This window comes from uncultured Arcticibacterium sp., assembly GCF_964021845.1.
Lineage (GTDB): Bacteria > Bacteroidota > Bacteroidia > Cytophagales > Spirosomataceae > Arcticibacterium.
On record NZ_CAXHZC010000011.1, the window covers coordinates 38,639 to 64,377 of the forward strand.

A 25,739-nucleotide genomic window follows, 5' to 3' on the forward strand; every position below is an offset into this window, starting at 1 on the left:
GCTGATAGACGCGGTTATTTCAGCCTTTACCGGTACTTACTAAATTAGAAAATGAGACACGGAAAGACAATTAATCACTTAGGGAGAACAAAATCCCACAGAGTTGCGATGTTGAGCAACATGGCGAATTCTTTAATTCTTAATAAGAGAATTGCTACTACTTTAGCTAAAGCGAAAGCTTTGAGAAAGTATGCAGAACCTCTTATTACAAAAGCAAAGAATGATACTACGCACTCTAGAAGAACGGTTTTTTCTTACTTACAGGATAAAGAAGCCGTTAAGGAGCTTTTTGGAACTATCAGTGAGAAAGTGGCTGAAAGAAATGGTGGTTATACTCGTATAATCAAGTTAGGAACTCGTTATGGTGATAACGCAGAGATGGCCTTGATTGAATTAGTTGACTTTAACGAGACTTTACTTGCTGATAAGGAAGAAGCTTCTGCAACAGAAGGTAAGTCTACAAGAAGAAGAAGAGGTGGTAAAAAAACTGCTTCTACTGACAAAGTAGAAAATGAAGCAGGAACGGAAGCTGTAGAGGTAGTGAATACTGATGCTGATGACGCTTCTGTTGAGGAGCCTAAGGCTTAGTCGAGTTTTAAGAAATTAAAAATGCCTGTTTCAACTTGAAACAGGCATTTTTTTTGCCCAAATTTTAATTCTGCTTTCTAGCGTAATAGTTGTAATCAGAAAGAAGTGCAGTAAGAAAGTCTGAATTAGAAAGTTTAGATTTTATTGACAGAATCCTTTTTACATGATTTGCAAGTTTATTGATGGTTTCATAGTTATCATTTAAGTTGCTATTTTCCATTATACTTTGAATTTTAGATATGTCTGAGTCGGGAAGACGCATGATTTCTGGAAATTGGGGAATATAGTCCTCTTTTTGAATGGTGTATGCGTAGATAGTGTCATATATATCAACCGCTTCCTCTTTTGAACTAACGACTAGGGTATTTGCCGCAAGGTCACCGAGTCGTTGATGATTCTTGGTGAAAGCTATAAATAGAGCTCCGGTAAGCGGGCCGAAAATAACAAAAGAAAACACATTGTCAATTAACGAACCTAGAAGGACAATCAGCCAAATATCTACCATGTTAAAGATCCACCTAATGGCAATTTGATAGATAGAGGCCAATTTCCCAGTCGCACTAATGACTTGTGCATGTAATATCATTTTACCAGGAGAACGTCCTTCGTTTAACCATTCAAAAAGAAAGGAGTAAAACAGAAAAGGAAAGTATAAAATTAGAATTAGGAGATAACTATCTCCAAGAATATCTATATTGGTAATGGTAGAAACTAAAAGTATATAGAGCCATTTGATGGACCAATCAATGATGAAGGCACCAAATCTTTGCCCCAATTCTAGTACCTTGAAATCAAGGCCTATATTTAGGTGTGTAGCGAGTGTTTTTTGTTGCATATTTGATTGAAAAGTAGTTGAAAAGAGAAATGAACTAAATTAATCTACTTAGTCTATGTGAAGATTGTGTTTTTCTATTTAATATTACTTTTAGGTCCAGACAATTAATTTAGAAGCTTAAATGAGAGAGAGTAGTTTTATTCATAAGTATAAACATCGATGGGATGAAATTGAAACTTCTGAGGAACTTGAGATCGAGAACAAAGCGAACAACTTTATTGATTTGGCGAATGATTTAGCTTATGCCAAAACAAACTATCCGCATAGCAAGTTAACTTCTTATTTAAATAAACTAACTATACGTATTTATAAATCTATCTTTTTTGAACCTAAAAGGTCAGAGAACGCTTTATTAAATTTTTGGACAGATGATTTACCCGTAATTATAGGGATGAACATAAAAGCGTTGTATATCTCATGTTGTTTTTTCTTTATTTTCTGTAGTCTTGGGTATATATGTTCTTCTCTTGAACCTGATTTTGTGATTGGGGTAATGGGAAGCGAGTATGTAGAAATGACAGAAAATAACATTCTATCAGGAAAGCCTTTCGGTGTTTATAATCAAGAAAATGCCTCAAGAATGTTCTTGAAAATACTCAGTAATAATCTTTTCGTAGGTCTTTTACTATACACATCTGGTTTCTTTTTTGGCATTGGGTCAGTTTATCACATGTTTGGTAATGGTGTGATGATAGGCTCTTTTTTCTCTATTTTCTTTGAGAATAATCTTGGAACAGATGCTTTTTTTGTGATTCTTCTTCACGGGATTTTCGAGCTCATGGGCTTGATTTTGGAAGGAATGGCTGGCTTAATCTTAGGCTTGTCAATTATTTTCCCCGGTGTTTTGAGTAGAAAAAAGGCTTTTATCAAAGGCTTAAAAGAGAGTGCTTTAATATTTCTAGGAACCGTTCCCTTTACTATTATAGCAGCGGCCATAGAAAGTTATGTTACTCGATTTGGCGAGGGAGGTTTTATAAGTTTGGGATTGTTTCCAATGCTTTTACTTGGTTTAGTTTTTTTGTCATCTTCGATTTTTGTGGTTTGGTACTTTTTTATTTTTTCTAAAAATAAGAGTGTGGTTTGGAGTTATTCGAAATATTTAAGAGTTTTCCATGCTTAAGAAACTGTATACTTTAGTCTTACTATTATGCCCATTCCTTGGATGGTCTCAAAACTCTAATGAGTATGTGAAGGAAACTCCGTATATAATGAAAGGTGAAGTAGATAGTGTGAAAGCGTCCAAGGGATTTTGGTACGTTGATGAACTGTTTGAGGATGAAAAGGTAGGAACGAAGAAGGAAAGGAAGTTTGAATTCGAAACTCGATTAGTTTCTCTAAATGGCTTGGGGAGTTTTATTCAGATTTTGGCTTGGTCCCTACTAGCTATTGTCTTGGTGCTTATGATTTACTTTATGTTTCAAAATTTTAATTTTAAATCTAACAACAAAAAAATAGGTACTTCTTCTGTTCAATCTAATATTATTTCTAAAGAAGACATATTTGAGTCTAATCATATTAATGAAGTGAATTCAGCACTTAAAGAAAAGGATTTCAAGAGAGCAATTCGATGGTATTTTATTTGGCTTTTAAAAGAATTAAATAATAATGATTTTATAGTTTTTGAGAGTCATAAAACTAATTACGATTATATATCAGAATTGACAATTGAAGACAAAGTGTTAGATGAAGATATGGCTAAAATTAAAGAGTGTATAAAATATTATGAATATTTATGGTTTGGCGATTTTAAAATAGATAGCGATGGTTTTTATAGGATCGAGAAAATATTTAAAAGCCTTATTTTTTGAAAAGGACGGTTTACATAGGTTTGTTCTTAATTGGAGGGGTAGTAATAAGCTATTGGCTCCTTACTAAGCCGTATTCTAGGCAAAAAAAGTTAGACAAAAGCTTTTCTTTAAGTAAGAACTCATTTAAACCTTATGATACTAAGTTCTTTTACTCGCAATTAAGGAAGGATAACTTTCGCAATAATTACCAACCTTTAGTACCTGAGAATGAAAATTTCAATGGTTATATAGAGAATAATTTATATGTGGCAATAGCACCATATTATATACCAGAATATCATGAAATTAGAAGATTAAAAGATTATATAAGTTCCGGCAATGTGGGGCTAATCTCCTCATTCAATCTTGGTGCGGAGCTTTTAGACTCTCTTTTTCAAACAAATGCTGGTAGTGAAAATATTGATTATAAGTTTCCACCAATTTTACTTAAGTCTAAAACCGGACAGGTATGGGATGAGTCTCTTAAGTTTTTCCCTCAGAACTATGCTTACCCTGGTCATTGGGCAATTAATCAATCTGATTTTAAGAATAGGATAGATAGTTCAAATCATAATGTGATTCCCATACTAAAAGATGACCTTGGAAATGTTCAAATGGTTAGAATTAAGATAGGGGAGGGTGAGGTCTATTTGTCAAATAATCCTTTGGTTTTTAGTAATTACTTTTTGCTTCATAAAAAAAACTATAAGTTTTTGAATCAGCTTATGACCTTGGTAGATATTAAAAATAGAGGCGTTGTTTGGGATGATTATTATAAAGATTTTAAAGGAAATTCGCCTTCTGAAAAAAAACAGTCTAAGGTTTTAAATACAATTCACAAGTATCCTTCTTTAAAAATAGCCTTCTATACGTTTATTTTCACAGTTTTACTTTTCATTTTATTTTATTATCGAAGAATTCAAAAGGAGGTTGAGGTATTACCAGAAGCTAAAAATCAAACTTTGGATTTTGTTAATGTGATTACGGGTTTATACTGGAATGAACAAAATCACCTTTTAATGGCTCGTAAAATGCATGCTCATTTTCTCGAAGACCTTAAAGATAAGTATCATTTTTATGCAAAAGATGTGTCTCTGGATAACCTAGAACTGTTGTCTCATAAAACAGGTAGAAAAGAGCATGTTTTAATGGGGGTTTTAAGCGATATGGAAGCGGTGAAAAATGGCAAAGATTTAAAAGATACTGAGCTCATAAAGATGTATCAAAACGTACAGAAATTTTATAAAAACTAAATATGGAAGAGGATAAACCAATATTTGAGAATCGTATTGAACTCAGTGAACTAGCTGAGGCATTAGAAAAAATAAAGTCAGAACTTGGAAAGATAGTTTTTGGTCAGGACAAAGTTCTAGAATTGCTATTTATAGGATTGCTGTGTGATGGCCATATTCTAATGGAAGGTGTACCTGGTGTGGGGAAAACACTTAGTTCTAAATTGTTAGCAAAAGCTTTGGACATTTCTTTTCAAAGGATTCAGTTTACACCCGACCTGATGCCTTCTGATATTTTAGGAACCTCTATTTTTAACTCAAAGACTTTGGAGTTTGAATATAAACCAGGGCCAATTTTTAAAAACTACATACTCATTGATGAAATAAACCGATCTCCAGCTAAAACTCAGGCAGCTTTATTTGAACTAATGGAAGAAAAGCAAGTGACTATAGATGGCTGTACTTATCCTATGAAAGAACCTTTCATAGTGGTTGCGACTCAAAACCCTGTGGAACAAGAAGGTACCTATAGGCTGCCAGAAGCTCAGTTAGATAGATTTCTCTTTAAAATAATTGTTAATTACCCTCATGCAGACGCTGAGTTAGGAATGCTAAGGAAGTTTAACAGCAATGGTTTAGTGGAACTGCTTCCTGAAATAAGTAAGATAATTTCTGGAGATGAAATAGTTTCCTTAAGAGCTACAGTAAAATCTGTAAGAATTGATGACAACTTACTTCAATTTATAGGTTCCATAGTTCAAAATAGTCGTTCTCACAGACATTTAGACTTAGGGGCATCTCCTAGAGCGGCAATAGCTTTAATGAATGCAGCAAAAGGTTTTGCTGCAATTAGAGGACGAGACTTTGTGACGCCTGATGATATTAAAAGTGTCGGTTTAGCGGTACTTGGTCATCGGGTGATTTTAAGACCTGAAGCTGAAATTGAAGCCTTGACCGCCCATGAAATTATAGAAGATTTATTTAAGTCAATTGAAGTTCCTCGCTAGTGCGTTTTTTTCAAACATATTACCTAAGTAAAAGAAGTTTCTGGATTCTTTTAGTAAGTGTTTTTATAAATGCTTTGGGTTTAGTTTGGCTATTTGCTAATCTTCTAGCTTTTATTCTACTTCTAGCTTTATGTGTGGGTATCTTATTTGACAGTATCGTGCTTTATTCTAAAAAAGGGCTTCTTGAGTGCGAAAGAATATTGCCTACTAGGCTAAGTAATGGTGACACTCATACTGTAATACTTAGATACAGGAATTTAAGTTCTCAGAAATTACTACTGGAAGCCTATGAAGATTTACCAGTTCAGTTGCAAAAACTTGATTGGCAAAAAGATTTAGTAATCGAAGCAGGCAGTAGTTTAGAATTTACTTATCACATAAGCCCGAAGCAGAGAGGCAACTATCAATGGGGTAACCATTATTTAATAGCCCGACTTTCTACATTTGGTTTAGTAAGTAGAAAATTGACTTTCGATGTGGAACAGAGTATTAGTTCCTATCCTTCTTTTCTTCAGTTAAAAAAACTTCCGCTGTTCGCCATGGTAAACCACTATAACGAAGCAAATGGGACCTATATTCGGAAGATTGGTCAAAGCTTAGAGTTTGAACAAATAAAGAATTATGTAGCTGGGGATGATGTTCGGCACATTAATTGGAAAGCAAGTGCTAAACAAGGTTCATTGATGCTTAACCAATATCAAGAAGAAAAAAGTCAAGATATTTATTGTGTACTTGATTTGGGAAGAAACATGAAGTCCAGTTTTAATGAGCAGCAGTTGTTAGACTACGCCATAAATGGAGGTATTGGACTTTCTAAAGCAATTTTGGATATCAAGGATAGAGCAGGTATTATAACCTTCTCATCAGAAGGTTGTAGTATTTTGGTGGCAAAAAGGGAACCGCAACATTTAAAAACAATAAATGAGAGCCTTTTTAATATAAGTGCGGCATCTGGAGAAACTGATTTTGAAAAGCTTTATAAATTTGTGAGATATAGGGTCTTGCAAAGAAGCCTTTTAATAATATTTACCAATTTTGACACTGTTCAAAGTATGCAAAGGAACATGAGCTATTTGAAAGGTTTATCTAGCCGGCATTTGGTTTTAGTAATTTCATTTGAAAATACGGCTATTAGAACTTTTGTGGAAGAAGAAGCAAAAGATTTAAAGGGGGTCTATTCAAAAATTACGGCAAAGAATTTTCTAATCCAAAATCGAATAATTGCGAAAGAATTAAATAAGCATGGGATTCAATCTTTGATTGCAAAACCAAATGATTTAAGTATCCAAGTGATTAATAAATATCTGAATATCAAGAAAAAACAGATGATTTAATGGGGCGATGACAAAAGTATGTCGTAGGGAATTACTGAAAATCCATAACAGTAGGGTAAATTATTTTTTTTAATATGAACTATTATTTAGATGCATTTAGACCTTATTTCAATTTTGAAGGTAGGGCAAGAAGAAAGGCATATTGGATGTTTTTTCTCTTCAATATGATTGCCGTTTTTATTACAACTCTGTTGGATAATACTTTAGGAATGACTTTTGATGGGGAAGATGTTATGGGACGTGGCTATATCTATTTGCTTTATATGCTTTTCACATTCGTTCCTAATTTAGGAATGACTTTAAGAAGGCTTCATGATGTTGGTAAACCCGGTGCTTTCATTTTAATAGGACTTATACCACTTGTTGGTGCTTTTTGGCTGCTGGTACTTTTCTGTACTGATAGCCAATATGGAGAGAATGCTTATGGACCAAACCCAAAAGGTAAAGGAAATTCAAATGAAGATGAAATTAGCGAAATAGGAAAAAGTTTATAGTTATATGTTAGCCGTTTCCAATTAAAACGGGGAGTAATCGAAAAGCCTTAAGAGTAGAGCAACTTTATACACCAAACAAATGAATTATTTTTTAGACGCATTCAGATTAAATTACGCCAACTTTGAAGGCAGAGCTCGAAGAGAGGAATATTGGATGTTTATTTTATTTCACATGCTTACCTCATTTATACTTGTAATGATGGGCTCAATACTTGGAGAGTATACTTTCATTTTATTGCTTGTATATGTCTTTGGAGCAATGATACCAAACATTGCAGTTTTGGTTAGAAGACTTCATGACGTTGGTAAGAGTGGTTGGTTTTACTTTATATCACTAATTCCTCTGGTTGGGCCGATATGGATGATAGTTCTCTTATGTACAGATAGCGATCACGGACCAAATGAATATGGAGAGAATCCAAAGGGGATAGGCAACTATGAGGATGATGAAATAGATCAAATAGGAGAAAGTTTATAATATTTAATAAAAGAGGGGGCTTCTAGCCTCCTTTTTTTATTCTGAATTGTGGTAAAATTTTTTAGTAAAAAAATAGGTGCACATTGTTTGTCATTTAGTCTAGTTACTTGAATTAAGTTTTAGTTTAACGCAAAACACCTTCTTATTTCATTTTCACATCTTCAAGAATGGAAAATTCCATATTTTCCTCTAACTTTACACTCCGATAATTCATTCTACTCATCGGAAATCTACTTAAACATTGATGGAAAAAACGCAAGCACATGGGGCATACCTCATGCTAGAGGACGGGACTGTATTTAAAGGGAAAGCTTTAGGAAAAAAAGGTACATCGTCTGGAGAAATCTGTTTTAATACAGGTATGACGGGATATCAAGAAATCTATACCGACCCTTCTTATTCGGGACAAGTCATCATTAACACCACTTCACATATTGGTAATTATGGTGTGAAAATGGAGTCTGAAGAGGAATCTTCAAGTGTGAAAATTAAAGGAATGGTATGTAATGCCTATGCCGATAACTATTATTCTAGAAATACGGCTGACGGTTCTTTGCAGGAATATTTAGAGAATGCTGGTATTGTTGGTATTTGTGACGTGGACACCAGACAGATAGTACGTCACATTAGAAATGCAGGAGTAATGAACTGTATCATTAGCTCTGAGATTGAAGACTTAGTAGCTTTAAAAGGTGAGTTAGATAAGTGCCCTTCTATGGAGGGCTTAGAGTTATCAAGTACAGTTAGTACCCAAGAACCTTACTTCTTTGGAAATGAAGCTAGCAAGTATAAGCTGGCCGTTCTTGATTTAGGCTGTAAGAATAATATTTTAAGAAGTTTTGCGGAAAGAGATTGCTATATGCAGGTTTTTAATGCAAAGACTGACTTAAAAGAAATTATGAAATGGAATCCTGATGGTTTCTTTATCTCAAATGGTCCAGGCGACCCAGCTGCAATGGATTACGCCGTAGATACAGTAAAAGCTATGTTGGAAACCGGAAGGCCATTGTTTGGAATATGCCTTGGGCATCAAATTTTAAGTAGAGCTTGTGGAATTAAGACATATAAGATGCACAATGGGCATAGAGGATTAAACCACCCAGTAAAAAACTTGGTAACTGGAAAGTCTGAGGTAACTTCTCAAAACCATGGTTTTGCAGTAAGTGCTGATGCAGTAGCTGGCATTGATACTGTGGAAATTACCCATATAAACCTAAACGATAAAACGGTAGAAGGGCTTAAAGTTAAAGATAAGCCCGCCTTCTCTGTACAGTATCACCCTGAGGCCGCTCCAGGACCTCATGATTCAAGGTATTTATTTGACGATTTTGTTTCTCTATTAGCCAAAGGCTAATAGAGTTTATAATGATTTAACTTGCATTCTAGGCCACCATTAAACATTTGGTGCCTAGATTCAGGTTTTAGTCCAAAGAATTTAAGAGCCTCTAAGTTTGAGCTTATTATCCAAGCTTCATGATTGGTGTAGTGTTTCTTAAGTTGGTCGCCAATATTCTTATAAAACGAATTGATTTCGTCAATTTGAAGCCTTTCGCCATAGGGAGGATTAAGAAAAACTACTCCCTTTTCTCCTATTTTTTCTGATCTAAAAAAGTCCTCTTTTCTAACTTTAATGTTTTCTTCTAAATTGGCTTTTTCTACATTGGTAGAGATGTTGTCAATGTTTTCAGTCAATAAATCTCTGCAATAGATATTGGTTTCAGATTCTTTTACGTCCCCTTCAAGTTTCTCTTTTACTTCATAAAATAAAGCTTGGTTGTAATCTGACCACCTTTGAAAGCCAAACCCTCGATTTAAGCCAGGGGCTCTGTTAGTGGCTATTAGAGCGGCCTCTATTCCAAATGTACCTGAACCTGACATAGGGTCGTAGAGGTCATCCTTTCCATTCCAGCTGGACTTTAAAATGATTCCTGCTGCCAGCACTTCGTTTAATGGAGCTTCGTTTGAAAATGTTCTGTATCCCCTTTTATTAAGTGAGTCACCTGAAGAGTTTAAGGAAATGGTGCATTTATTATACTGAATATGGACATTGAACTGATAATCTGCATCTACGGTGTCTACATCTGGTCTACTTTTAAATTTCTTTCTAAACCTATCTACTATGGCATCTTTAGTTTTTAGAGCTACATACTTAGAGTGGGTAAATATTTCGCCGCTAACAGTTGCGGTGAGGGAAAAGGTATCTCTTAAGCCAAATATTTCTTCCCATTGAACAGCGAACGCTTGGTCGTATAATTCATATTCGTCATTTGCCTCAAATTCCATGATAGGTATCAAAATGCTAATGGATGTTCTTAAAGCCATATTAGCTTTCATCATTAAGGCGTCATCACCATCAAATGACACAGCTCTTTTTCTTTTTAGCATATTTACTGCACCTAGATTTTCTAGCTCCGCAAATAGTTCGTTTTCTAGTCCAGCCAAAGTCTTGGCAATCATCTGATAGTTTTCCATGCTACAAAGCTAAATTTAATATCCTCATTTCTGTCAATTCTCTAGTCTCTTGGTGATAATTTTCCTAAAATTGCGGCGAATTAAAGCAGTTTAGGGAATACAATGAGACTTTTTAGCACAAACAAGACAAGCCCATCGGTAGGAATAGAGGAAGCTATTTTTCAGGGATTACCACCGGATAATGGACTTTATCTACCAGACGAAATTCCTGTACTACCAGATACATTTTGGGAAACCTGTGGAAGTCTATCTTTTCAAGATATAGCCTTTGTTATTGCTAATGCTTTTTTTAAAGATGAAATTCTAGCAGAAGATCTAGAAGGACTTATTCAAAATTCTATGGATTTTGATGCTCCTTCTGTAAATATAGGAGATGATTTATACTGTCTAGAACTGTTTCATGGCCCTTCTATGGCATTTAAAGACTTTGGAGCAAGGTTCATGGCCGCTGTGATGTCATACTTTTTAGAAAAGAAGAATAGGAAAGTACATATCCTAGTTGCCACTTCTGGTGATACTGGTGGAGCTGTGGCTCAAGGTTTTTATGGTCAGAGTAATATTGATGTTCATATTTTATACCCTAGCGGAAAAGTAAGTGATATTCAGGAGAAACAGCTAACCACACTTGGCGAGAATGTTAAAGCTATTGAAGTTGATGGAACTTTTGACGATTGCCAGAAACTAGTTAAGACTGCCTTTTTAGATGAAGAACTTAGAGAAAAGCTAAATTTGGCTTCAGCCAATTCAATTAATATTGCCAGGCTAATTCCTCAAGCATTCTACTTTGTTTATGCCTATTCTAGATTAAAGGAGAAGCATTTACCTGTAGTATTTAGTGTGCCTAGCGGCAATTTTGGCAATTTAAGTGCTGGGGTTATTGCCCATAAGATGGGAATGCCCGTTTATAGGTTTGTCGCGGCTACTAATGTTAATAAAGTAGTGCCTGAATATTTAAAATCAGGGAACTATGAGGCTATTGAACCTTCTATTAGTACTATTTCAAATGCTATGGATGTAGGGAATCCTAGTAACTTCCCTAGATTGAAGGCTTTATTTGGTGATGAATTTGAAGATTTAGCTGCTTCTGTTTCTGGATATTCATACACAGATGAAGAAACAAAAGAAGGAATATTAGAAGTTAAGAAATTGTATGATTATGTGGTTTGTCCGCATACTGCCATTGCCTATTTGGGTTTAACTAAATATTTGGAAACTATTGAAGAGCCAGTTTCTGGAGTTTTCTTATCAACAGCTCATTATGCTAAATTCCTTCCTGATATGGAACAAGTTCTTGGTGATGGCTTGCCTGTTCCAGAGCGTTTGGAAGACTTGTTGGATAAAACTAAAGTAGCCTTAGAAATGAAACCAGACTATAAGGTTTTTAGAAGTTACTTGGATGATTTAATCTAGTATTTACTGTCGCTCTAAAGAAAAGAGGGCACTGTTAATACGCTTGTTTAATTCTATTTCTTCCACAGTAGAAGTGTAAGATGGAATGCCGTTTATTTCCGCTTTCTGTTTATGAGGATATTGTACACCGTCAACCTCCTTGTAGTCAGAGTAATAGATTGATAGTTCGCCATTTGCGTTAAATTCAACGCTTTTTACTATTTGGAAGTTTTGTTTGTTGATATAAAAATCCTTTTTACCGACAATATTATTTTTCATGAAAATATGGTCTGGCTTAAGAATTGATAGGGCGTAGCATGGAATCCCGTTAATAAGAGTATCACTTCCTTTTGATAGTTCATATTGGTTTTTATAGCTTTTGAAAATAGGGTCAGGGAAATCTTCAATAGTATTTAGCAGGTCTCCCATGTCCTCCTCTAAAAGCACCTCGTATTTCATAGTAATGGGGTTGGTAGCCCAACCTTGTCTTCCATCATAACAAGCAGTTATTTCTATGCCTTCGTAACTAAGTGTTGATTTATATGCAGGTCCTTTTTGAATGGTAGTAGTTTGATAAGTAACGTCGTTTGTAACTACTTTTTTTACCTCCTTCATGCTGTTTAGCCTAGTCAAGGTAACTTTGCCTCCTTTTTTCTCAATGTAGGTATCTACAAGTTCTTCTAGCGTTTGGCCGAAGGTTAAATTGGACACAGAAATACAAAGGGATATTATAAATACTCGTAACATTCTATAAGACAAATTTTAAAAGCTCATTAATGAGCTTTCAAAATTTGAACCAGTTTTTTGATATAAAATGTTAACGTTACTTTCCTTTGAAAATTATACCCGCTAAAGGAGGTAAATCTAAAGTAACTGAATACTCTAGACCGTGATATGGAGCTTTTTTAGCTTTAAAAGACCCATTCCCAACTCCTGAACCTCCATAGAGTCCATTGTCACTGTTAAGTATTTCTTCATAGGTACCAGCATTGTCTACACCGAGTTGGTAAGACTGTCTAGGCACTGGGGTCATATTTAGCACTATATATACCTCTTCTGTTTCTGTTTTTCTTTTATAAAACAATACAGAATTTTCTTCGTCTGTGGTGTCTATCCATTGGAAAGCAGTATGACTAAACTGATTTAAGGTCAAAGACTTTTCTGTCTTATAAACGTTGTTTAAACCTTTAATGAGTTCTGTCATTCCTTTATTCAGCGGATTCTCAAGTTCATGCCAATCTAAGCTATTCTTAAAGTCCCATTCTGCTTTTTGACCAAATTCACCTCCCATAAATAGTAGTTTAGCACCAGGGTGTGTAAACATGTAAGTGTAGAGTAATCTTAAGTTTGCAAATTTTTGCCAATCATCTCCGGGCATTTTGTCTAAGAGAGAGCCTTTTCCATATACTACCTCATCATGAGAGAGTGGTAGCATAAAGTTCTCCGTAAAAGCATATACTGTACTGAAAGTAATGTCTTTTTGGTGAAATTTCCTGAAGGCTGAATCTTTTTCAAAGTAGGCTAAAGTGTCATTCATCCAGCCCATCATCCACTTCATACCAAAGCCTAAACCTCCACTATACGTAGGTCTTGAAACACCCGGGAAAGCTGTTGATTCTTCGGCAATGGTTTGTGTACCTGGGTAAGAAGCATAAACTTCTTCATTAATTTCTTTTAGAAGGGATATAACTTCAAGGTTTTCACGCCCACCATGTATATTAGGTATCCATTCGCCTTCGTTTCTTGAATAATCTCTGTAAAGCATAGAAGCTACAGCGTCCACCCTCAAACCGTCAACATGAAATCTATCTAGCCAAAAAAGGGCGTTACTGATGAGGAAAGACCTTACTTCAAACCTACCGTAGTTGAAAATATAGCTTTTCCAGTCAGGATGATAACCTTCATGTGGGTTTTCGTGTTCATATAATGCGGTTCCATCAAATCGGAATAAACCATTTGCGTCACCAGGGAAATGAGAAGGGACCCAGTCTAAAATTACACCAATATCATTTTTATGAAGCTCTTCAATCAAGAACATTAAGTCTTGAGGATTGCCAAAAATGCTACTAGCAGCAAAGTATCCCGTTACTTGATATCCCCAGCTTGGTTCGTATGGGTGATGCATTATCGGCATAAGCTCCACATGCGTAAAGCCCATCTCTTTCACATAAGGAACCAGGTCTCTCGCTATTTCTCTATAGCTCAGTCTTCTGTCATTATCAGAAGGGTCTCTTTTCCAAGAACCTAAATGAACTTCATACACAGAGTAGGCAGAATCTAAAGAGTTTTTGTCTTTCCTTATATCCATCCAGTTTTTATCACTCCACTCATAATAAGTGTCCCAAACTATACTGGCAGTTTTAGGTGGTTTTTCCCACATAAGAGCAAAAGGATCTGCCTTTTCAAGCTCTTCGCCTGTATTAGATTTGATAAAATACTTATAGACTTGACCATTGCCAATATCAGGGATGAATGTCTCCCATATTCCAGACTGATCCCATCTTGGGCTTAGTTCGTTTGAAGTTTTATTCCAACCATTAAAATCACCTATTACAGCAATTTTTTCTGCATTTGGAGCCCAAACTGCAAAATAAGTGCCTTTCTGTCCATCGTTATCAACTACATGAGAGCCTAGTTTTTCGTAAAGCTTGTAGTGTTTTCCGGATTTGAAAAGGTGAATATCATAATCGGATAATAAGCTAAAGGACATAAATTAAAGGTTTTAAGTTATATTATTTAAATAGGGATTCTTCTAGACTTTAAACTGTAACATCTTTTTCTCAATGAAACGCCATGAAAGATAAGCAACACAAATAACTATGGCACATATAAAGATGAGTTTTTCCCAACTAATTTCTTTTTGCTGATTTATGAAATAGTTGAATATTGGCATATGGAAAATATACATCCCATAGGAAATGTCGTTTCCGCGTAATAATTTATTGCTTAATGAAGGAGCTGTATAAGTTAAAGAAATGGTAGCTATACCTAATAGTGTAGCTCCTAAAAATCCATAGGCCGATACTTCATATATGTTATCAAAAAGACCCAGCCAATTTCTGAATATTAGCGTATAGCTTACAAAAAAAACTAACCAGAAAAGCCCTTTATTTTTAAGGAACTTTGAAATAAATTCAAAATTTATATAAATCAAAATACCAATACAGAAGAAATAGAGATAGTTAAAGAGTATAACACCCATGATATTTCCTGCCATTTCGCTTTCTAAAATGACAGTTTTTTGATAGCTGGCATAAACTAAGGAGAGTAAACCTAGAAACAGGAAAGTTAAGTTTTGAACAAGCTTTGTTTTACGCCATTTAAATACGGAAAGGAATAAGAGTGGTAAGAAAAAGTAATACTGAAGTTCTACAGAAATAGACCATAAGCTACCGTTAGGGTGACCTACACCCCAAGTTGCTAGCGAAGGCATTTTATAAAATTGGAAAATACTAAGCTGAGCAGCTATCCACAACCAAAATGAAGCTGAAAAGAAATCGGGAAATGTTAATTCATTTGAGCTTGCAAGTAAGATTACCGTAAAAAGTAAGCAGATAAATAGGGCCGGGAAGATTCTAATCAAACGGTTTTTAAAGTATCGTTTTAGGTCATGGCTATTCCTTTCAATTGATTTATAAATCAAAAAACCACTTATGGTAAAGAAAATAGGAACACCGGGGAAGTAAGAAATTACTGCCTTTATTTTATCTTGATAAACGCTGTTTAGATTAAAATGAGTAAGGGCGTGATAAATTAGGACTTGCAATGCTGCCACAAGTCTAATAAGGTCAAAATTGTTTACTCTGGCTGAGTTCAAGTAGTTTTCGGTTTGATGATGCTGTTATTTATGGCCGGCATAAATCTACAAACTAAAGCAAAGAAAGTCCACCTGTTGTAATCAATGATTAGCCCATTGGTAAATGTAAAAACAAAAAAGTAGATAAAACCATACGCTGCAAATTCGCTAATTATGCTGGTGGGTTTCCTGATTTCTATATAGCAATATTTTAACATAAGGTAGAAAAAGACGCCAAATAAGAGAAAGCCGACTAAGCCGTAGGAATTAAAAACCTCCACGATTGGAACATCTACATAAAAAGCGTAATAGCCATTACCGAAAATTAGATTGAGGTATCTCCCTTCTTCAAAATTCTCTGCTAAATCCTCTGCCATTCTGTTGAGAATTTCCACTCGTCCTGCTGCGGATAGGTCAACCTGCACGGAGCCTTTACTATACCACTTATCATCTACTTCTTCCGGTATAAAAGTATTAACTAACTTTTCTAGCCTTCGCTGGACAAATCGATAACCTAGATCAAGAATTGCTTCATTCTGTCGAATGAAATCGATGCCCTTCACTGACATAAAAATTACAATAAGCCATACGTACCATTTGGTAAACAGAAATTTAATTTTATTCCAGATTGTGCGAGCGTTATGGTTAAACCAAATAAAGCAACAGACAAAAAGAAAGCCAGAGATGATGGAGGACATGGCTTGAGCCAATATTAAAACGGCAAAAAAGAATATCAAAGCGAAAGTTGTGGCATACCTCCAAAGCTTCCTGCTTTCATATTTGAGGTAAATGAAACCAGCCACAATTCCAAAAAAAGCACCCCTTCCAAAAATATGTGGATTACCCATTGCTTCCATTTCAGAAGAGTCACCATAAGAAATAGCGAAACGCTGTCCGAGAGAATAATTAGGGTTCTTTATAACAAAATAGACAAGACCTACAGAACCAAGAATAGAGAGGCCGATACATATCTTTAAGAAGTTCATTCTTAAATAGGACTCCCGGACAGTCATAAGGTAAAAATAGAAATAAAGAACAATCCCGATGACGAAGTAGTCGTAAATGAAAAGCATAATAGACATATATCTGTATGCTGGGTAAATAATCATATAAAGTATGACCATAACCAAGAAAGATATACCTAGAAAAACTAAAGGGGTGTCATTTATGTAGAGTGACTTGAAGTTTCTAAAGGGAAGTGCAAGAAAAATAGCCCCAAACATGAATAATGTAGAGAAAGCTGTACTGTTAGGAGCAAGGCCTATTCCATCTCTTATGGCGTAATTAAGCGGGCCACTACAGAAAACCATGCTAATGGCAAATGCATCTCTGTGTTTTAATATGAAGTTTAGCAATCTCATTTAAGCGTTATGCAGTTTTAAATAACCCTCATACATCTCTTTAGCCACATTTTCAGGAGAAAAACTCGCTATCATTTCTTTAGATTTTAATCCAAATTCAGTTATTTTTTCGGGCTTGTCTACAAAGAACTGCATGGCATCTTTTAGCTCCTTTTCAGCGTAGGCATCGAAGGTAAATCCATTTTCATTGATTCTTACTAAATCAGCAGAAGAGCCTGATTGTTCTGAGACAATCACTGGCATTTCGCAAACCATAGCCTCATTAGTAACCAAACCCCATGGTTCGGAGTAGCTTGGTAAAACAAGAATATCTGCAAGTGCAAGTTTTTTAGGAACTCCATGCCACTCTTGAGGCGGTAAAATAAATAAGCCTTTCAAGTTGCCATATTTTGCCAAGATATCTTTTTTCAATGGCCCATCGCCCACAAGAATAAGTCCCCAATCTTGAGCATGTGTCAATTTTTTGTAAGACTCTATAAGGCGGATAAGGTTTTTGATATCCAGAAAACGTCCCACAAAAATGAAATTGTGCTTGGAGTATCCTTTTCTTTCTTCTTTAAACTCCTTAGACTCTTTATGTTTTATGTGAATATCAGCAACAAGCCTATTGTTGACCGAATTGCGTCGCATCAAAATTTTAGTTTCGGGAGCACCAAGCTTTAGCATATAGTCGGCAGACTTCTTGCCATAACAAAAAAAACCATCAGCAAAAAAAACAATGATTTTCTTAATGAGCTCAGCGTACCACTTATTTGGATTGTCTGATTCAGTAGAGTCCACCGCCAGTACCACCTTAATTCCCATCAGTTTGGCTATAAAGTGTATTGTCACCATGGCAGGTTCATAATAGCCAGGTAGTGTAATAACCGTAGGTTTTAAAAGCCTTAGTCTTTTAAATACTTGCTTTACTCTGTCAAGATACTTTGTGTTTTCATAAACATCATCATAAAGTAGTTCATACTCGTACGTATGGATAGAGGTATCAGCTTCCCCAAAATCTAAGCGAGATTTTTCATACTTCGCGGTTTGAATAATGTGAAGCGAGTCTTCAGGTTTCCCTTTGACAATGTTTTCTAGCTCCTGAAAAATTCCTGCTTTGTAATGTGACCAAAGAAACTGATGAATCAGTAAAATCCGCATTTATGCACTTTAAGTTTCGGTGTTTAGGCAAATTTAGGAATAAAAATATAGGACTTTGAATGCGAATGCGAAAAACAAAAAATTATCTTTGCCCTATGACTGAAACTGCTTTAGGTAACAAACTTCCAATTACAGCCATAATTCTTACTTTTAATGAAGAAAAGAATATTGAAGAATGCCTCAATAGCATTTATGATTTTGTAGGGGAGATATATGTGGTAGATTCTTTTTCTACAGATAACACACTATCGCTACTTAAGAAATACCCTTCGGTCAAAGTAGTACAAAACGCCTTTGAAAACTACAGTATTCAAAGAAATTGGGCTTTTGATAATCTTGAAATAGAAAATGATTTCATTCTAAATTTAGATGCAGATCATAGAGTTATGCCGGAATTGCTGGATGAACTCAAAGGGTATTTTGACAAAGGGATTTCAGAAAACATTAATGGTTTTATGGCCTCAAGAAGAACCATGTTTTTAGGGAAATGGATTAAAAGAGGTGGGCACTTTCCAGTATACCATGGCATTATTTTTAGAAAGGGTTTTGGTCAGTGTGAACTAAAGAAGTACGATCAGCATTTTCTTATAGAAGGGGAGAGTATAGTTCTTAAAGGTAATGTTATCGATATCATTACCGAATCTTTAACGGTTTTTACAGAACGACACAATAAGTGGTCTACTTTAGAAGCTCAAGACTATATAGATTATCAGAGTAACCATGGAGCTGGAAGGGTTCAAGCTTTAAAGGATGGGAACGAAATGGAGAAGAGGAGATATCAAAGAATGAAGTACTATTCTTATCCTCCTTTTTTGAGAGTTTTTCTTTATTTCTTTCACCGTTTTGTTTTAAAAGGTGGTTTTAGAGAAGGAGTGCCTGGTTTGATTTTTCACTTTTTACAAGGGTTCTGGTTTAGGTTTTTGGTTGATGCCAAAATTTGGGAGTTAAAAAATGCAAAAGAAGAATGAGTTTTAAGTTAGATATTTCTGAAGAAATTATTTCTGTTATATTCGAAGAAAAGGGTAAAACATTAGCTGCTCTTACTTCTGAAATTCCATTAGAGAAGTTATCTGTAATCGTGGATTATGCTACCTACAAATTTGGCGTTTCAGACCTAGGTATTCTTCAAAAATGGAATGAAAGAATAAAAGAATACGATGGTCTACTCGTTTTAACAGGAGAAGAGCGTACAGAAGTAGAAGGAGTACTTTTTTTACCAACCTTCCACGAAGCCAAAGAGGCTATTTTTATGAACGACTTAGAGAACCAATTTCTAAAAGAAATGGGGGAATAAAAAAAGGAAAAGCATTTGAAATTAACTGTTTTAGGTATTGGTTCAGCATCACCCCAAGTGGGTAAAAATCCGTCAGCTTTTTTAGTCTCATTTAGTAATGAGCATATTTTAATAGATTGTGGAGAAGGGACACAGTATAGGCTACTAGAAAAATCAATCAAGGTAAGTCGAATTAAGACTATTTGCATAAGTCATTTGCATGGAGACCATTACTTTGGTTTGATAGGTTTACTTTCTAGCATGAACCTAAGCAGCCGAAAAGAACCAATGACACTAATAGGGCCAGAGCCTCTTCTTGATATTTTGAACGTACAGTTTGTCGCCGCAAATACTTCACTAGGCTTTGAGCTCAATTTTATTAAAACTGATAATTCTAAATCGGAAATGCTCTTTGAGAATAAGACATTTTCTATTGAAACTATTCCCTTAATTCATAGAGTTCCGTGTACAGGATACAAAATCACGGAAAAAGAAGGGAGAAGGCATTTGATTCCTGAAAAGTTACCAGAAAACTTCCCTGTGGCTTTTATTAATCTTCTTAAAGATGGTGAAGATGTCACAGACCCATTAAGTCAAGAGGTTTTCAAGTCATTAGATTATACTAGAAAAGGAGAACCCGCTAAAGTGTTTTCATACTGTTCAGATACTGCTTATAATCCAGCAATAGTACCAATTATTGGAGCCTCTGATTTAGTATATCATGAAGCTACTTTTACCAAAGAATTAGAAGCAAGAGCGGAGAAAACTCAACATAGTACAGCAGAACAAGCTGCCAAAATTGCCGAAGCTGCCGAGGTGAAAAAGATGATTTTGGGGCACCTTTCTTCTAGGTACAAGACTACCGACCGTCATTTTGAAGAGGCAGAAAAAGTGTCTGATAGGGTTGAAATGGCTATAGAAGGAGCTGTTTATAAGATTTAAACACTTTTTTTGAACTTTTAACCTACTAAGTCTATTAGTTTAGTAGACTATTAATATATTTGCACTCAGTTCTCATAAAAGGAAATCATAATAATGCAAAGCTTTAGAACAGAATTAGAAAATCCAATAGTGGAAAAAGACATTTTGGATCTTGGTAGAAAAATCCAAATGTTTAAAGAAGGGAAAATTGATGATGATAAATTCAGAAGTCTTCGTTTGGCGAGAGGTGTTTATGGCCAGCGTCAGGAAGGAGTTCAGATGATCAGAATTAAACTTCCTTATGGTAAAATGACTTTTGACCAGTGGAGAAGAATATGTACCGTTTCTGACGAGTACTCTACAGGGATGATGCATTTTACGACACGTCAAGATATTCAGATTCATTACGTAAGCTTAGACAGAACTCCTGAGTTATGGGCGGAGCTTGAAAAAGATAATGTAACGCTTAGAGAAGCTTGCGGTAATACAGTTAGAAACGTAACGGGTTCTGTGACTTCAGGTGTTGATAAGGATGAGCCATTTGATTTGACAGCTCATGCTCATGCTACTTTTGAGTACTTTTTAAGAAACCCAATCTGCCAAGAGATGGGACGTAAAATGAAGTTTTCATTTTCAAACACGGATGAAGATACTTCTTTAGCTTACATGCATGATATTGGTTTTATTGCCAAAGTAAAAGACGGTCAAAGTGGTTTTAAAGTTGTAGTAGGTGGAGGTTTAGGTGCTCAGCCAAGAATGGCAGATGTAGCTTATGAATTCTTGCCTGAGAATATGATTATTCCTTTGGCGGAGTCTATTCTTCGTGTTTTTGACCGTCATGGTGAAAGAAACAGTAGAAGTAAGGCTAGAATGAAATTCCTTATAGCAAAGATTGGTTTTGAAGCTTTCATGGAATTATTGGAAGAAGAGAGGGCCGCATTGAAGTCCAAAGTTTTTGAAATCAATACAGCAACTGATGCCCCCGAATTAGCGTATAAAGTAGCAGAAGGGGATATTGAAATAGCAGATAAGACTAAATATGGGAACTGGAAAGCAACGAACGTAATAGAGCAAAAACAAGAAGGTCTTTTTGGCGTTTTTGTAAGAGTTCCTTTAGGTAATATAACTACTACGGAAACCAGAAGTCTTCTGGATGCTTTAGAAGGGTATATAGGGAACGACATGCGTATCTCTATTAATCAAGGTTTGTTCTTTAGAAATATTCCTGAGGCTAATTTAGATTATGTTTATTCTGTTTTAGCAAAGTTTGGTTATGCAGAAGCTGGTGCTAATAGTGTTGTTAACATCACAGCCTGCCCAGGAACAGATACCTGTAATTTGGCAATTTCTGATAGCACAGCCATCACTAAAGTTTTAGAAGGGGTTATTGAAAGCGAGTTTCCGGAGCTTATAAAGAATAATGATATTCTGATTAAGATTTCTGGCTGTATGAACTCTTGTGGTCAGCATGGTGTGGCTAATATTGGTTTTCATGGTAGTAGCATGCGTACTAAAGATAAAAGAGTGCTTCCTGCTCTTCAAGTGCTTTTAGGTGGAGGAACTATAGGAGACGGCGAAGGCAGAGCAGCAGATAAGGTAATAAAGGTACCAAGTAAAAAAGGACCAGACGTTTTAAGGTATGTCTTGAAAGATTTTGGCGAAAACGCTACGGAAGGAGAGCGTTTTAACGATTACTATGACCGTCAAGGAAAGATATATTTCTACGATATTTTGAAGCCTTTGGCTGATATTACAACTTTGGTTGAGACTGATTTTATTGACTGGGGTCGTGAGGAGCAGTTTAAAACGGAGATTGGAGTAGGAGAGTGTGCTTCTGTAATTGTTGACTTAGTAGGTATTTTATTTTTCGAGTCTGAAGAGAAAATAGATAATGCTAAAGTTGCTATTGAAGAAAAACGTTACGCAGATGCCATTTATCACGCATACTCTTCTCAGGTTAATGCCGCAAAAGGACTTTTAATTGACAAAGGAGTTAAGACAAATACACAAATGGGTGTAATTGCAGACTTTGATGAGAATTATAAAGAAGAGTTTGGTGGATTGATTGCGGAGCAAATACTTCAAATCAAGAAAAACGAGCCGTCTCTAGAGTTCGCGAATAAATACTTAGCTGATGCAAAAACATTTTTGGAAAATGCGATGAAGTATAGAAATTCTCAAAATTTGAAATTGGCCTAATGTTAGCACCAAAACTTACTTTAGTTGGAGCCGGTCCAGGTGACCCTGAACTGATTACCTTAAAGGCTATAAAAGCACTGAAAAGTGCTGATGTGGTACTTTATGATAATCTGGCTTCAAAAGAGCTTTTGGAATATGCTGATTCCGCTGAATTAGTTTACGTAGGCAAAAGAGGTCATAAGAGAGGTATTTCACAAGACCAAATCAATGAGCTAATTGTAGAGAAAGCTCTTCAAAAAGGACATGTGGTTAGGTTGAAAGGTGGAGACCCATTTGTGTTTGGAAGAGGAGTAGAAGAGATAAATTTTGTAACAGAAAGAGGAATTTCTGCTTCATATATTCCGGGTGTTTCATCGGTCAATTCGATTGGTCTTTCAGGAATACCACTTACAGATAGAAATAGTGCAGACGGTTACTGGGTGATTACAGGTCACAAAAAAGACGGTAGCCTAAGTAGAGATATAGAATTGGCTTCGCAATCAAACAGTACGCTTATAATCCTGATGGGTATGAGTAAATTGGCAGAGATTGAAGCCATTTTTTCAAACCAAGGAAAGTCAAATATACCTGCGGCCATTATTGAACATGCCTCTACCCAAAACGAGAAAATGGGTATAGGAAAAGCTGGTGAATTAGTTTCGCTTTCCGAGGAGAAAGAATTGACTAATCCGGCGGTAATAGTGATTGGTGACGTAGTAAATGCTCTAAAAAATGGTTTTGGAGAGGATTTAAAAGAACAAATATCCATTTATCAAAGAGTAGCATAATTAAATGAAAAAACTGGCTCTTTCGCTAAGCGACAATATTAGATTTAAATCCATCGCTATTCTGATGGTTTTAATGAAAGTTGGGCTGGCTACAGTTTTATTTTATAGGGTTTACGTAGATTTTGATGCATCTACTTTCGCTCTGGATTCACTTTTCTATTATTTCGTTTTTGTAGGTTTCATTGCACAGTTAATTGACGGGGCTTTAGGTATGGCTTATGGTGCCACCTGTAGTTCACTTATGATGAGTGTAGGAGTACCGCCAGCTTATGCCACGGCAGGTGTTCATACTGCCAAAGTATTTACAGCAGGAGTATCAGGCTTGTCACATATATTCTTGGGGAACATTGACAAGAATATGTTCTTTAGAATAGTGATTACTGGTGTAATAGGTTCTATGATAGGAGCTTATGTTATTTCGGAAGTGATTGATGGTGAGTTTATAAAGCCTTATATATCAGGTTATCTTGTGTTTTTAGGGGTCATGATATTCATGAAAGCTTTTAAAGCAAAACCTCAAATACCTGTTAATAAAAACCTCGGTATTCTTGGCCTATATGGTGGCTTTTTTGACGCCATAGGTGGCGGAGGTTGGGGACCTTTAGTTACCTCAAATCTTTTGAGTAAAGGTAATCCAGCAAAACAAACGATAGGAACCGTTAACACAGCTGAGTTTTTTGTTGCCTTTTTTAGTACGGGCATTTTCATGCTCTTCGTTGACACAAAAGCTTGGCAGCTTATTGCCGCCTTAATTATTGGTGGTATTTTTGCCGCTCCATTAGGAGCATATCTAGTTAAATTTATCCCTCAAAAAATCTTAATGATTATAGTTTCCGTTGTGGTTATTCTGGTCAGTTTAATAAACGTAGTAGGGATATTCTTTTAAAAAGACATGGAAGATTTATTTAATAAAACGTTAGAAGAAAGACTTAATTGGGTGGTGGAGAACCATTCCAACATAGTTTTTTCAAGCTCCTTTGGACAGGAAGACCAGGCCATAACACATGCCATTTTCTCTAAAGATTTGCCTGTAGAGGTATTTACTTTGGATACTGGCCGTCATTTTCAAGAAACTTATGAGGTGATGGATAAAACCAAAGCCCGTTATAAAAAAGAGTTTACCACCTACTTCCCTGAAACAGCACAGGTGGAGAGTTTGGTTAAAGAAAAAGGCTTTAATAGTTTCTTTAATTCTGTGGAGGATAGAAAAGAATGTTGTTTCATAAGAAAAATAGCACCTTTAAAACGTGCTTTAAAAGGAGCCGATGTTTGGATTACTGGTTTAAGAGCCGACCAGTCTGAAAACAGGAACGACATGAAAATGTGGGAGTGGGATGAAGGTAATCAGGTTCACAAGTTCAATCCATTGATAGATTGGTCTTTTGAACAAATGGAGGATTATTTAAAAGAGCATAAAGTGCCGCAAAACAGCCTTCATAAGAAAGGATTTGTAAGCATTGGTTGTGGACCATGTACCAGAGCAATTGTAGAAGGGGAGCACCCTAGAGCTGGTAGATGGTATTGGGAAGAGTCTCAAAAAGAATGTGGTTTACATGCAGTTAAATAGCATGTTTTAGATATAGAATTTAGTTTTAATAGTATAGATATTACGATGATTTTAGAAGATAGCAATAGAAGTTTTCCGAGACAATTGGAAGATGAGGCCATTTATATCATGAGAGAGGTGGCAGCTCAATTTGAGAAGCCTGTTTTACTTTTTTCTTGTGGTAAAGATTCCATTACCCTTGTTAGATTAGCTCAGAAGGCGTTTTATCCAGGGAAAATTCCTTTTCCACTTTTACATGTAGATACGGGGCATAACTTCCCAGAGACTATTGAGTTTAGAGATAAACTTGTAGAGGAACTTGGCCTTGACCTTCAGATTGGCAGTGTACAGCAGTCAATAGACGAAGGAAAAGTAAAAGAAGAAACAGGTAAATATGCCAGTAGAAATGCTCTTCAAACCGTAACGCTCTTAGAGGCCATTGAAAACGGAAAGTATGACGCTTGCATGGGTGGTGCTAGGAGAGATGAGGAAAAGGCTAGAGCCAAAGAAAGAATATTCTCCGTAAGAGATGATTTTGGTCAATGGGATGCTAAAAAGCAAAGACCAGAAATGTTTGATATGCTGAACGGAAAGATTGATATGGGTGAAAATGTAAGAGTTTTCCCTATCTCTAACTGGACAGAGCTTGATGTTTGGAATTATATTAAAGAAGAACAAATAGAAATCCCATCTGTTTATTTCGCTCACAAAAGAAGAGTATTTGACAGAGATGGTTTGATTTGGTCTGAATCAGAATTTGTTAATAAAACAGATGACGAGGAGGTTTACGAAGAATCTGTAAGGTTTAGAACTTTAGGAGATATGAGCTGTACGGCTGCCGTAAGGTCAACTGCAGATAATATAGACTCCATCATCGACGAAATTCTTAGTGCGGAAATCTCAGAAAGAGGTGCTAGAATAGACGATAAACGTTCTGAAGCAGCGATGGAGAAACGTAAGCAACAAGGATATTTTTAGAGTGCAGATTAGTCAAAGACTTAAGACACAAGACTACTTTTCTTTGTTGTGCTCCAGTCCTTGATAAACTCAAAATTTAAATTATAAGAACGAAATTTAAATAATTAGATGAAGCAAGTCTTTTGTCTTACGTCTAATGTCT

Annotated in this window: 25 protein-coding genes; 18 read left to right on the forward strand and 7 right to left on the reverse strand. The window is 35.7% G+C overall.

Annotated features, from left to right (window positions below):
• Positions 1 to 51 precede the first annotated feature (51 nt).
• Positions 52 to 588 carry a 50S ribosomal protein L17 gene (gene rplQ / locus AADJ06_RS21515; RefSeq protein WP_341228559.1) on the forward strand — a complete coding sequence of 179 codons (537 nt, stop codon included), beginning with the start codon at positions 52 to 54 and terminating at the stop codon, positions 586 to 588.
• A gap of 64 nt (positions 589 to 652) precedes the next feature.
• Here rplQ and AADJ06_RS21520 read toward each other — a convergent pair whose 3' ends face one another.
• Positions 653 to 1,423, reverse strand: coding sequence for an RDD family protein (locus AADJ06_RS21520; protein WP_341228560.1), 771 nt, complete (start codon positions 1,421 to 1,423; stop codon positions 653 to 655).
• A 121-nt stretch (positions 1,424 to 1,544) separates the two neighbouring features.
• On the opposite strand from AADJ06_RS21520, the gene AADJ06_RS21525 reads away from it, so the two are divergent.
• From AADJ06_RS21525 to carA, 8 genes are all read left to right on the forward strand, one after another.
• Positions 1,545 to 2,543, forward strand: coding sequence for a stage II sporulation protein M (locus AADJ06_RS21525; RefSeq protein ID WP_341228561.1), 999 nt, complete (start codon positions 1,545 to 1,547; stop codon positions 2,541 to 2,543).
• A gap of 88 nt (positions 2,544 to 2,631) precedes the next feature.
• Positions 2,632 to 3,231 (forward strand): hypothetical protein, encoded by a 600-nt coding sequence (locus AADJ06_RS21530; protein WP_341228562.1) that lies wholly within the window; start codon positions 2,632 to 2,634, stop codon positions 3,229 to 3,231.
• Complete coding sequence (locus AADJ06_RS21535; protein ID WP_341228563.1) at positions 3,228 to 4,463, forward strand: hypothetical protein; 1,236 nt, start codon at positions 3,228 to 3,230, stop codon at positions 4,461 to 4,463. Before AADJ06_RS21530 ends, AADJ06_RS21535 begins: the two co-directional genes overlap by 4 nt.
• A gap of 2 nt (positions 4,464 to 4,465) precedes the next feature.
• Positions 4,466 to 5,449: a MoxR family ATPase gene (locus AADJ06_RS21540; protein ID WP_341228564.1), complete on the forward strand. Its 984-nt coding sequence runs from the start codon at positions 4,466 to 4,468 to the stop codon at positions 5,447 to 5,449.
• Positions 5,449 to 6,783 (forward strand): DUF58 domain-containing protein, encoded by a 1,335-nt coding sequence (locus AADJ06_RS21545; RefSeq protein WP_341228565.1) that lies wholly within the window; start codon positions 5,449 to 5,451, stop codon positions 6,781 to 6,783. Before AADJ06_RS21540 ends, AADJ06_RS21545 begins: the two co-directional genes overlap by 1 nt.
• A gap of 74 nt (positions 6,784 to 6,857) precedes the next feature.
• Positions 6,858 to 7,277, forward strand: a complete 420-nt coding sequence (locus AADJ06_RS21550) for a DUF805 domain-containing protein (protein ID WP_341228566.1) — start codon at positions 6,858 to 6,860, stop codon at positions 7,275 to 7,277.
• Between the two features lie 79 nt (positions 7,278 to 7,356).
• On the forward strand, positions 7,357 to 7,755 hold the full coding sequence (locus AADJ06_RS21555; RefSeq protein WP_341228567.1) for a DUF805 domain-containing protein: 399 nt from the start codon (positions 7,357 to 7,359) through the stop codon (positions 7,753 to 7,755).
• 244 nt (positions 7,756 to 7,999) lie between these two features.
• Positions 8,000 to 9,109 carry a glutamine-hydrolyzing carbamoyl-phosphate synthase small subunit gene (gene carA / locus AADJ06_RS21560; RefSeq protein WP_341228568.1) on the forward strand — a complete coding sequence of 370 codons (1,110 nt, stop codon included), beginning with the start codon at positions 8,000 to 8,002 and terminating at the stop codon, positions 9,107 to 9,109.
• On the opposite strand, the gene AADJ06_RS21565 is transcribed toward carA, so the two are convergent.
• Positions 9,106 to 10,227 carry a THUMP domain-containing protein gene (locus AADJ06_RS21565; RefSeq protein ID WP_341228569.1) on the reverse strand — a complete coding sequence of 374 codons (1,122 nt, stop codon included), beginning with the start codon at positions 10,225 to 10,227 and terminating at the stop codon, positions 9,106 to 9,108. The two genes, carA and AADJ06_RS21565, sit on opposite strands and share 4 nt — an antisense overlap.
• Before the next feature lie 102 nt (positions 10,228 to 10,329).
• Here AADJ06_RS21565 and thrC point away from each other — a divergent pair, with 102 nt between their 5' ends.
• Entirely contained in the window at positions 10,330 to 11,637 is a 1,308-nt protein-coding gene (gene thrC / locus AADJ06_RS21570) for a threonine synthase (RefSeq protein ID WP_341228570.1), read from the forward strand.
• A 3-nt stretch (positions 11,638 to 11,640) separates the two neighbouring features.
• Here the strand turns inward: thrC and AADJ06_RS21575 are convergent, their stop codons facing one another.
• The 5 genes from AADJ06_RS21575 to AADJ06_RS21595 all read right to left on the reverse strand — a co-directional run bounded on the left by AADJ06_RS21575 (position 11,641) and on the right by AADJ06_RS21595 (position 17,913).
• Positions 11,641 to 12,363 (reverse strand): hypothetical protein, encoded by a 723-nt coding sequence (locus AADJ06_RS21575; protein ID WP_341228571.1) that lies wholly within the window; start codon positions 12,361 to 12,363, stop codon positions 11,641 to 11,643.
• Between the two features lie 76 nt (positions 12,364 to 12,439).
• Positions 12,440 to 14,326, reverse strand: a complete 1,887-nt coding sequence (gene glgB, locus AADJ06_RS21580) for a 1,4-alpha-glucan branching protein GlgB (RefSeq protein WP_341228572.1) — start codon at positions 14,324 to 14,326, stop codon at positions 12,440 to 12,442.
• A 42-nt stretch (positions 14,327 to 14,368) separates the two neighbouring features.
• Entirely contained in the window at positions 14,369 to 15,433 is a 1,065-nt protein-coding gene (locus tag AADJ06_RS21585; protein ID WP_341228573.1) for an acyltransferase, read from the reverse strand.
• Positions 15,430 to 16,773, reverse strand: a complete 1,344-nt coding sequence (locus tag AADJ06_RS21590; RefSeq protein WP_341228574.1) for a hypothetical protein — start codon at positions 16,771 to 16,773, stop codon at positions 15,430 to 15,432. Before AADJ06_RS21590 ends, AADJ06_RS21585 begins: the two co-directional genes overlap by 4 nt.
• Positions 16,774 to 17,913, reverse strand: coding sequence for a glycosyltransferase family 4 protein (locus tag AADJ06_RS21595; protein WP_341228575.1), 1,140 nt, complete (start codon positions 17,911 to 17,913; stop codon positions 16,774 to 16,776).
• Between the two features lie 95 nt (positions 17,914 to 18,008).
• Here AADJ06_RS21595 and AADJ06_RS21600 point away from each other — a divergent pair, with 95 nt between their 5' ends.
• From AADJ06_RS21600 to cysD, 8 genes are all read left to right on the forward strand, one after another.
• Positions 18,009 to 18,881 (forward strand): glycosyltransferase family 2 protein, encoded by an 873-nt coding sequence (locus tag AADJ06_RS21600; RefSeq protein WP_341228576.1) that lies wholly within the window; start codon positions 18,009 to 18,011, stop codon positions 18,879 to 18,881.
• A complete protein-coding gene (locus AADJ06_RS21605; RefSeq protein WP_341228577.1) occupies positions 18,878 to 19,207 on the forward strand; it encodes a hypothetical protein in 330 nt (109 codons plus the stop codon). Before AADJ06_RS21600 ends, AADJ06_RS21605 begins: the two co-directional genes overlap by 4 nt.
• Positions 19,208 to 19,222: 15 nt before the next feature.
• On the forward strand, positions 19,223 to 20,128 hold the full coding sequence (locus AADJ06_RS21610) for a ribonuclease Z (RefSeq protein ID WP_341228578.1): 906 nt from the start codon (positions 19,223 to 19,225) through the stop codon (positions 20,126 to 20,128).
• 93 nt (positions 20,129 to 20,221) lie between these two features.
• Positions 20,222 to 22,306 (forward strand): HEPN domain-containing protein, encoded by a 2,085-nt coding sequence (locus AADJ06_RS21615; protein ID WP_341228579.1) that lies wholly within the window; start codon positions 20,222 to 20,224, stop codon positions 22,304 to 22,306.
• On the forward strand, positions 22,306 to 23,073 hold the full coding sequence (cobA, locus tag AADJ06_RS21620) for a uroporphyrinogen-III C-methyltransferase (protein ID WP_341228580.1): 768 nt from the start codon (positions 22,306 to 22,308) through the stop codon (positions 23,071 to 23,073). The genes AADJ06_RS21615 and cobA overlap by 1 nt, the downstream gene beginning before the upstream one ends.
• 4 nt (positions 23,074 to 23,077) lie before the next feature.
• Positions 23,078 to 23,959 (forward strand): sulfite exporter TauE/SafE family protein, encoded by an 882-nt coding sequence (locus AADJ06_RS21625; protein ID WP_341228581.1) that lies wholly within the window; start codon positions 23,078 to 23,080, stop codon positions 23,957 to 23,959.
• Between the two features lie 6 nt (positions 23,960 to 23,965).
• Positions 23,966 to 24,640 (forward strand): phosphoadenylyl-sulfate reductase, encoded by a 675-nt coding sequence (locus AADJ06_RS21630; protein WP_341228582.1) that lies wholly within the window; start codon positions 23,966 to 23,968, stop codon positions 24,638 to 24,640.
• A 45-nt stretch (positions 24,641 to 24,685) separates the two neighbouring features.
• Positions 24,686 to 25,597 (forward strand): sulfate adenylyltransferase subunit CysD, encoded by a 912-nt coding sequence (gene cysD, locus AADJ06_RS21635; protein ID WP_341228583.1) that lies wholly within the window; start codon positions 24,686 to 24,688, stop codon positions 25,595 to 25,597.
• The last annotated feature ends 142 nt before the right edge of the window (positions 25,598 to 25,739 follow it).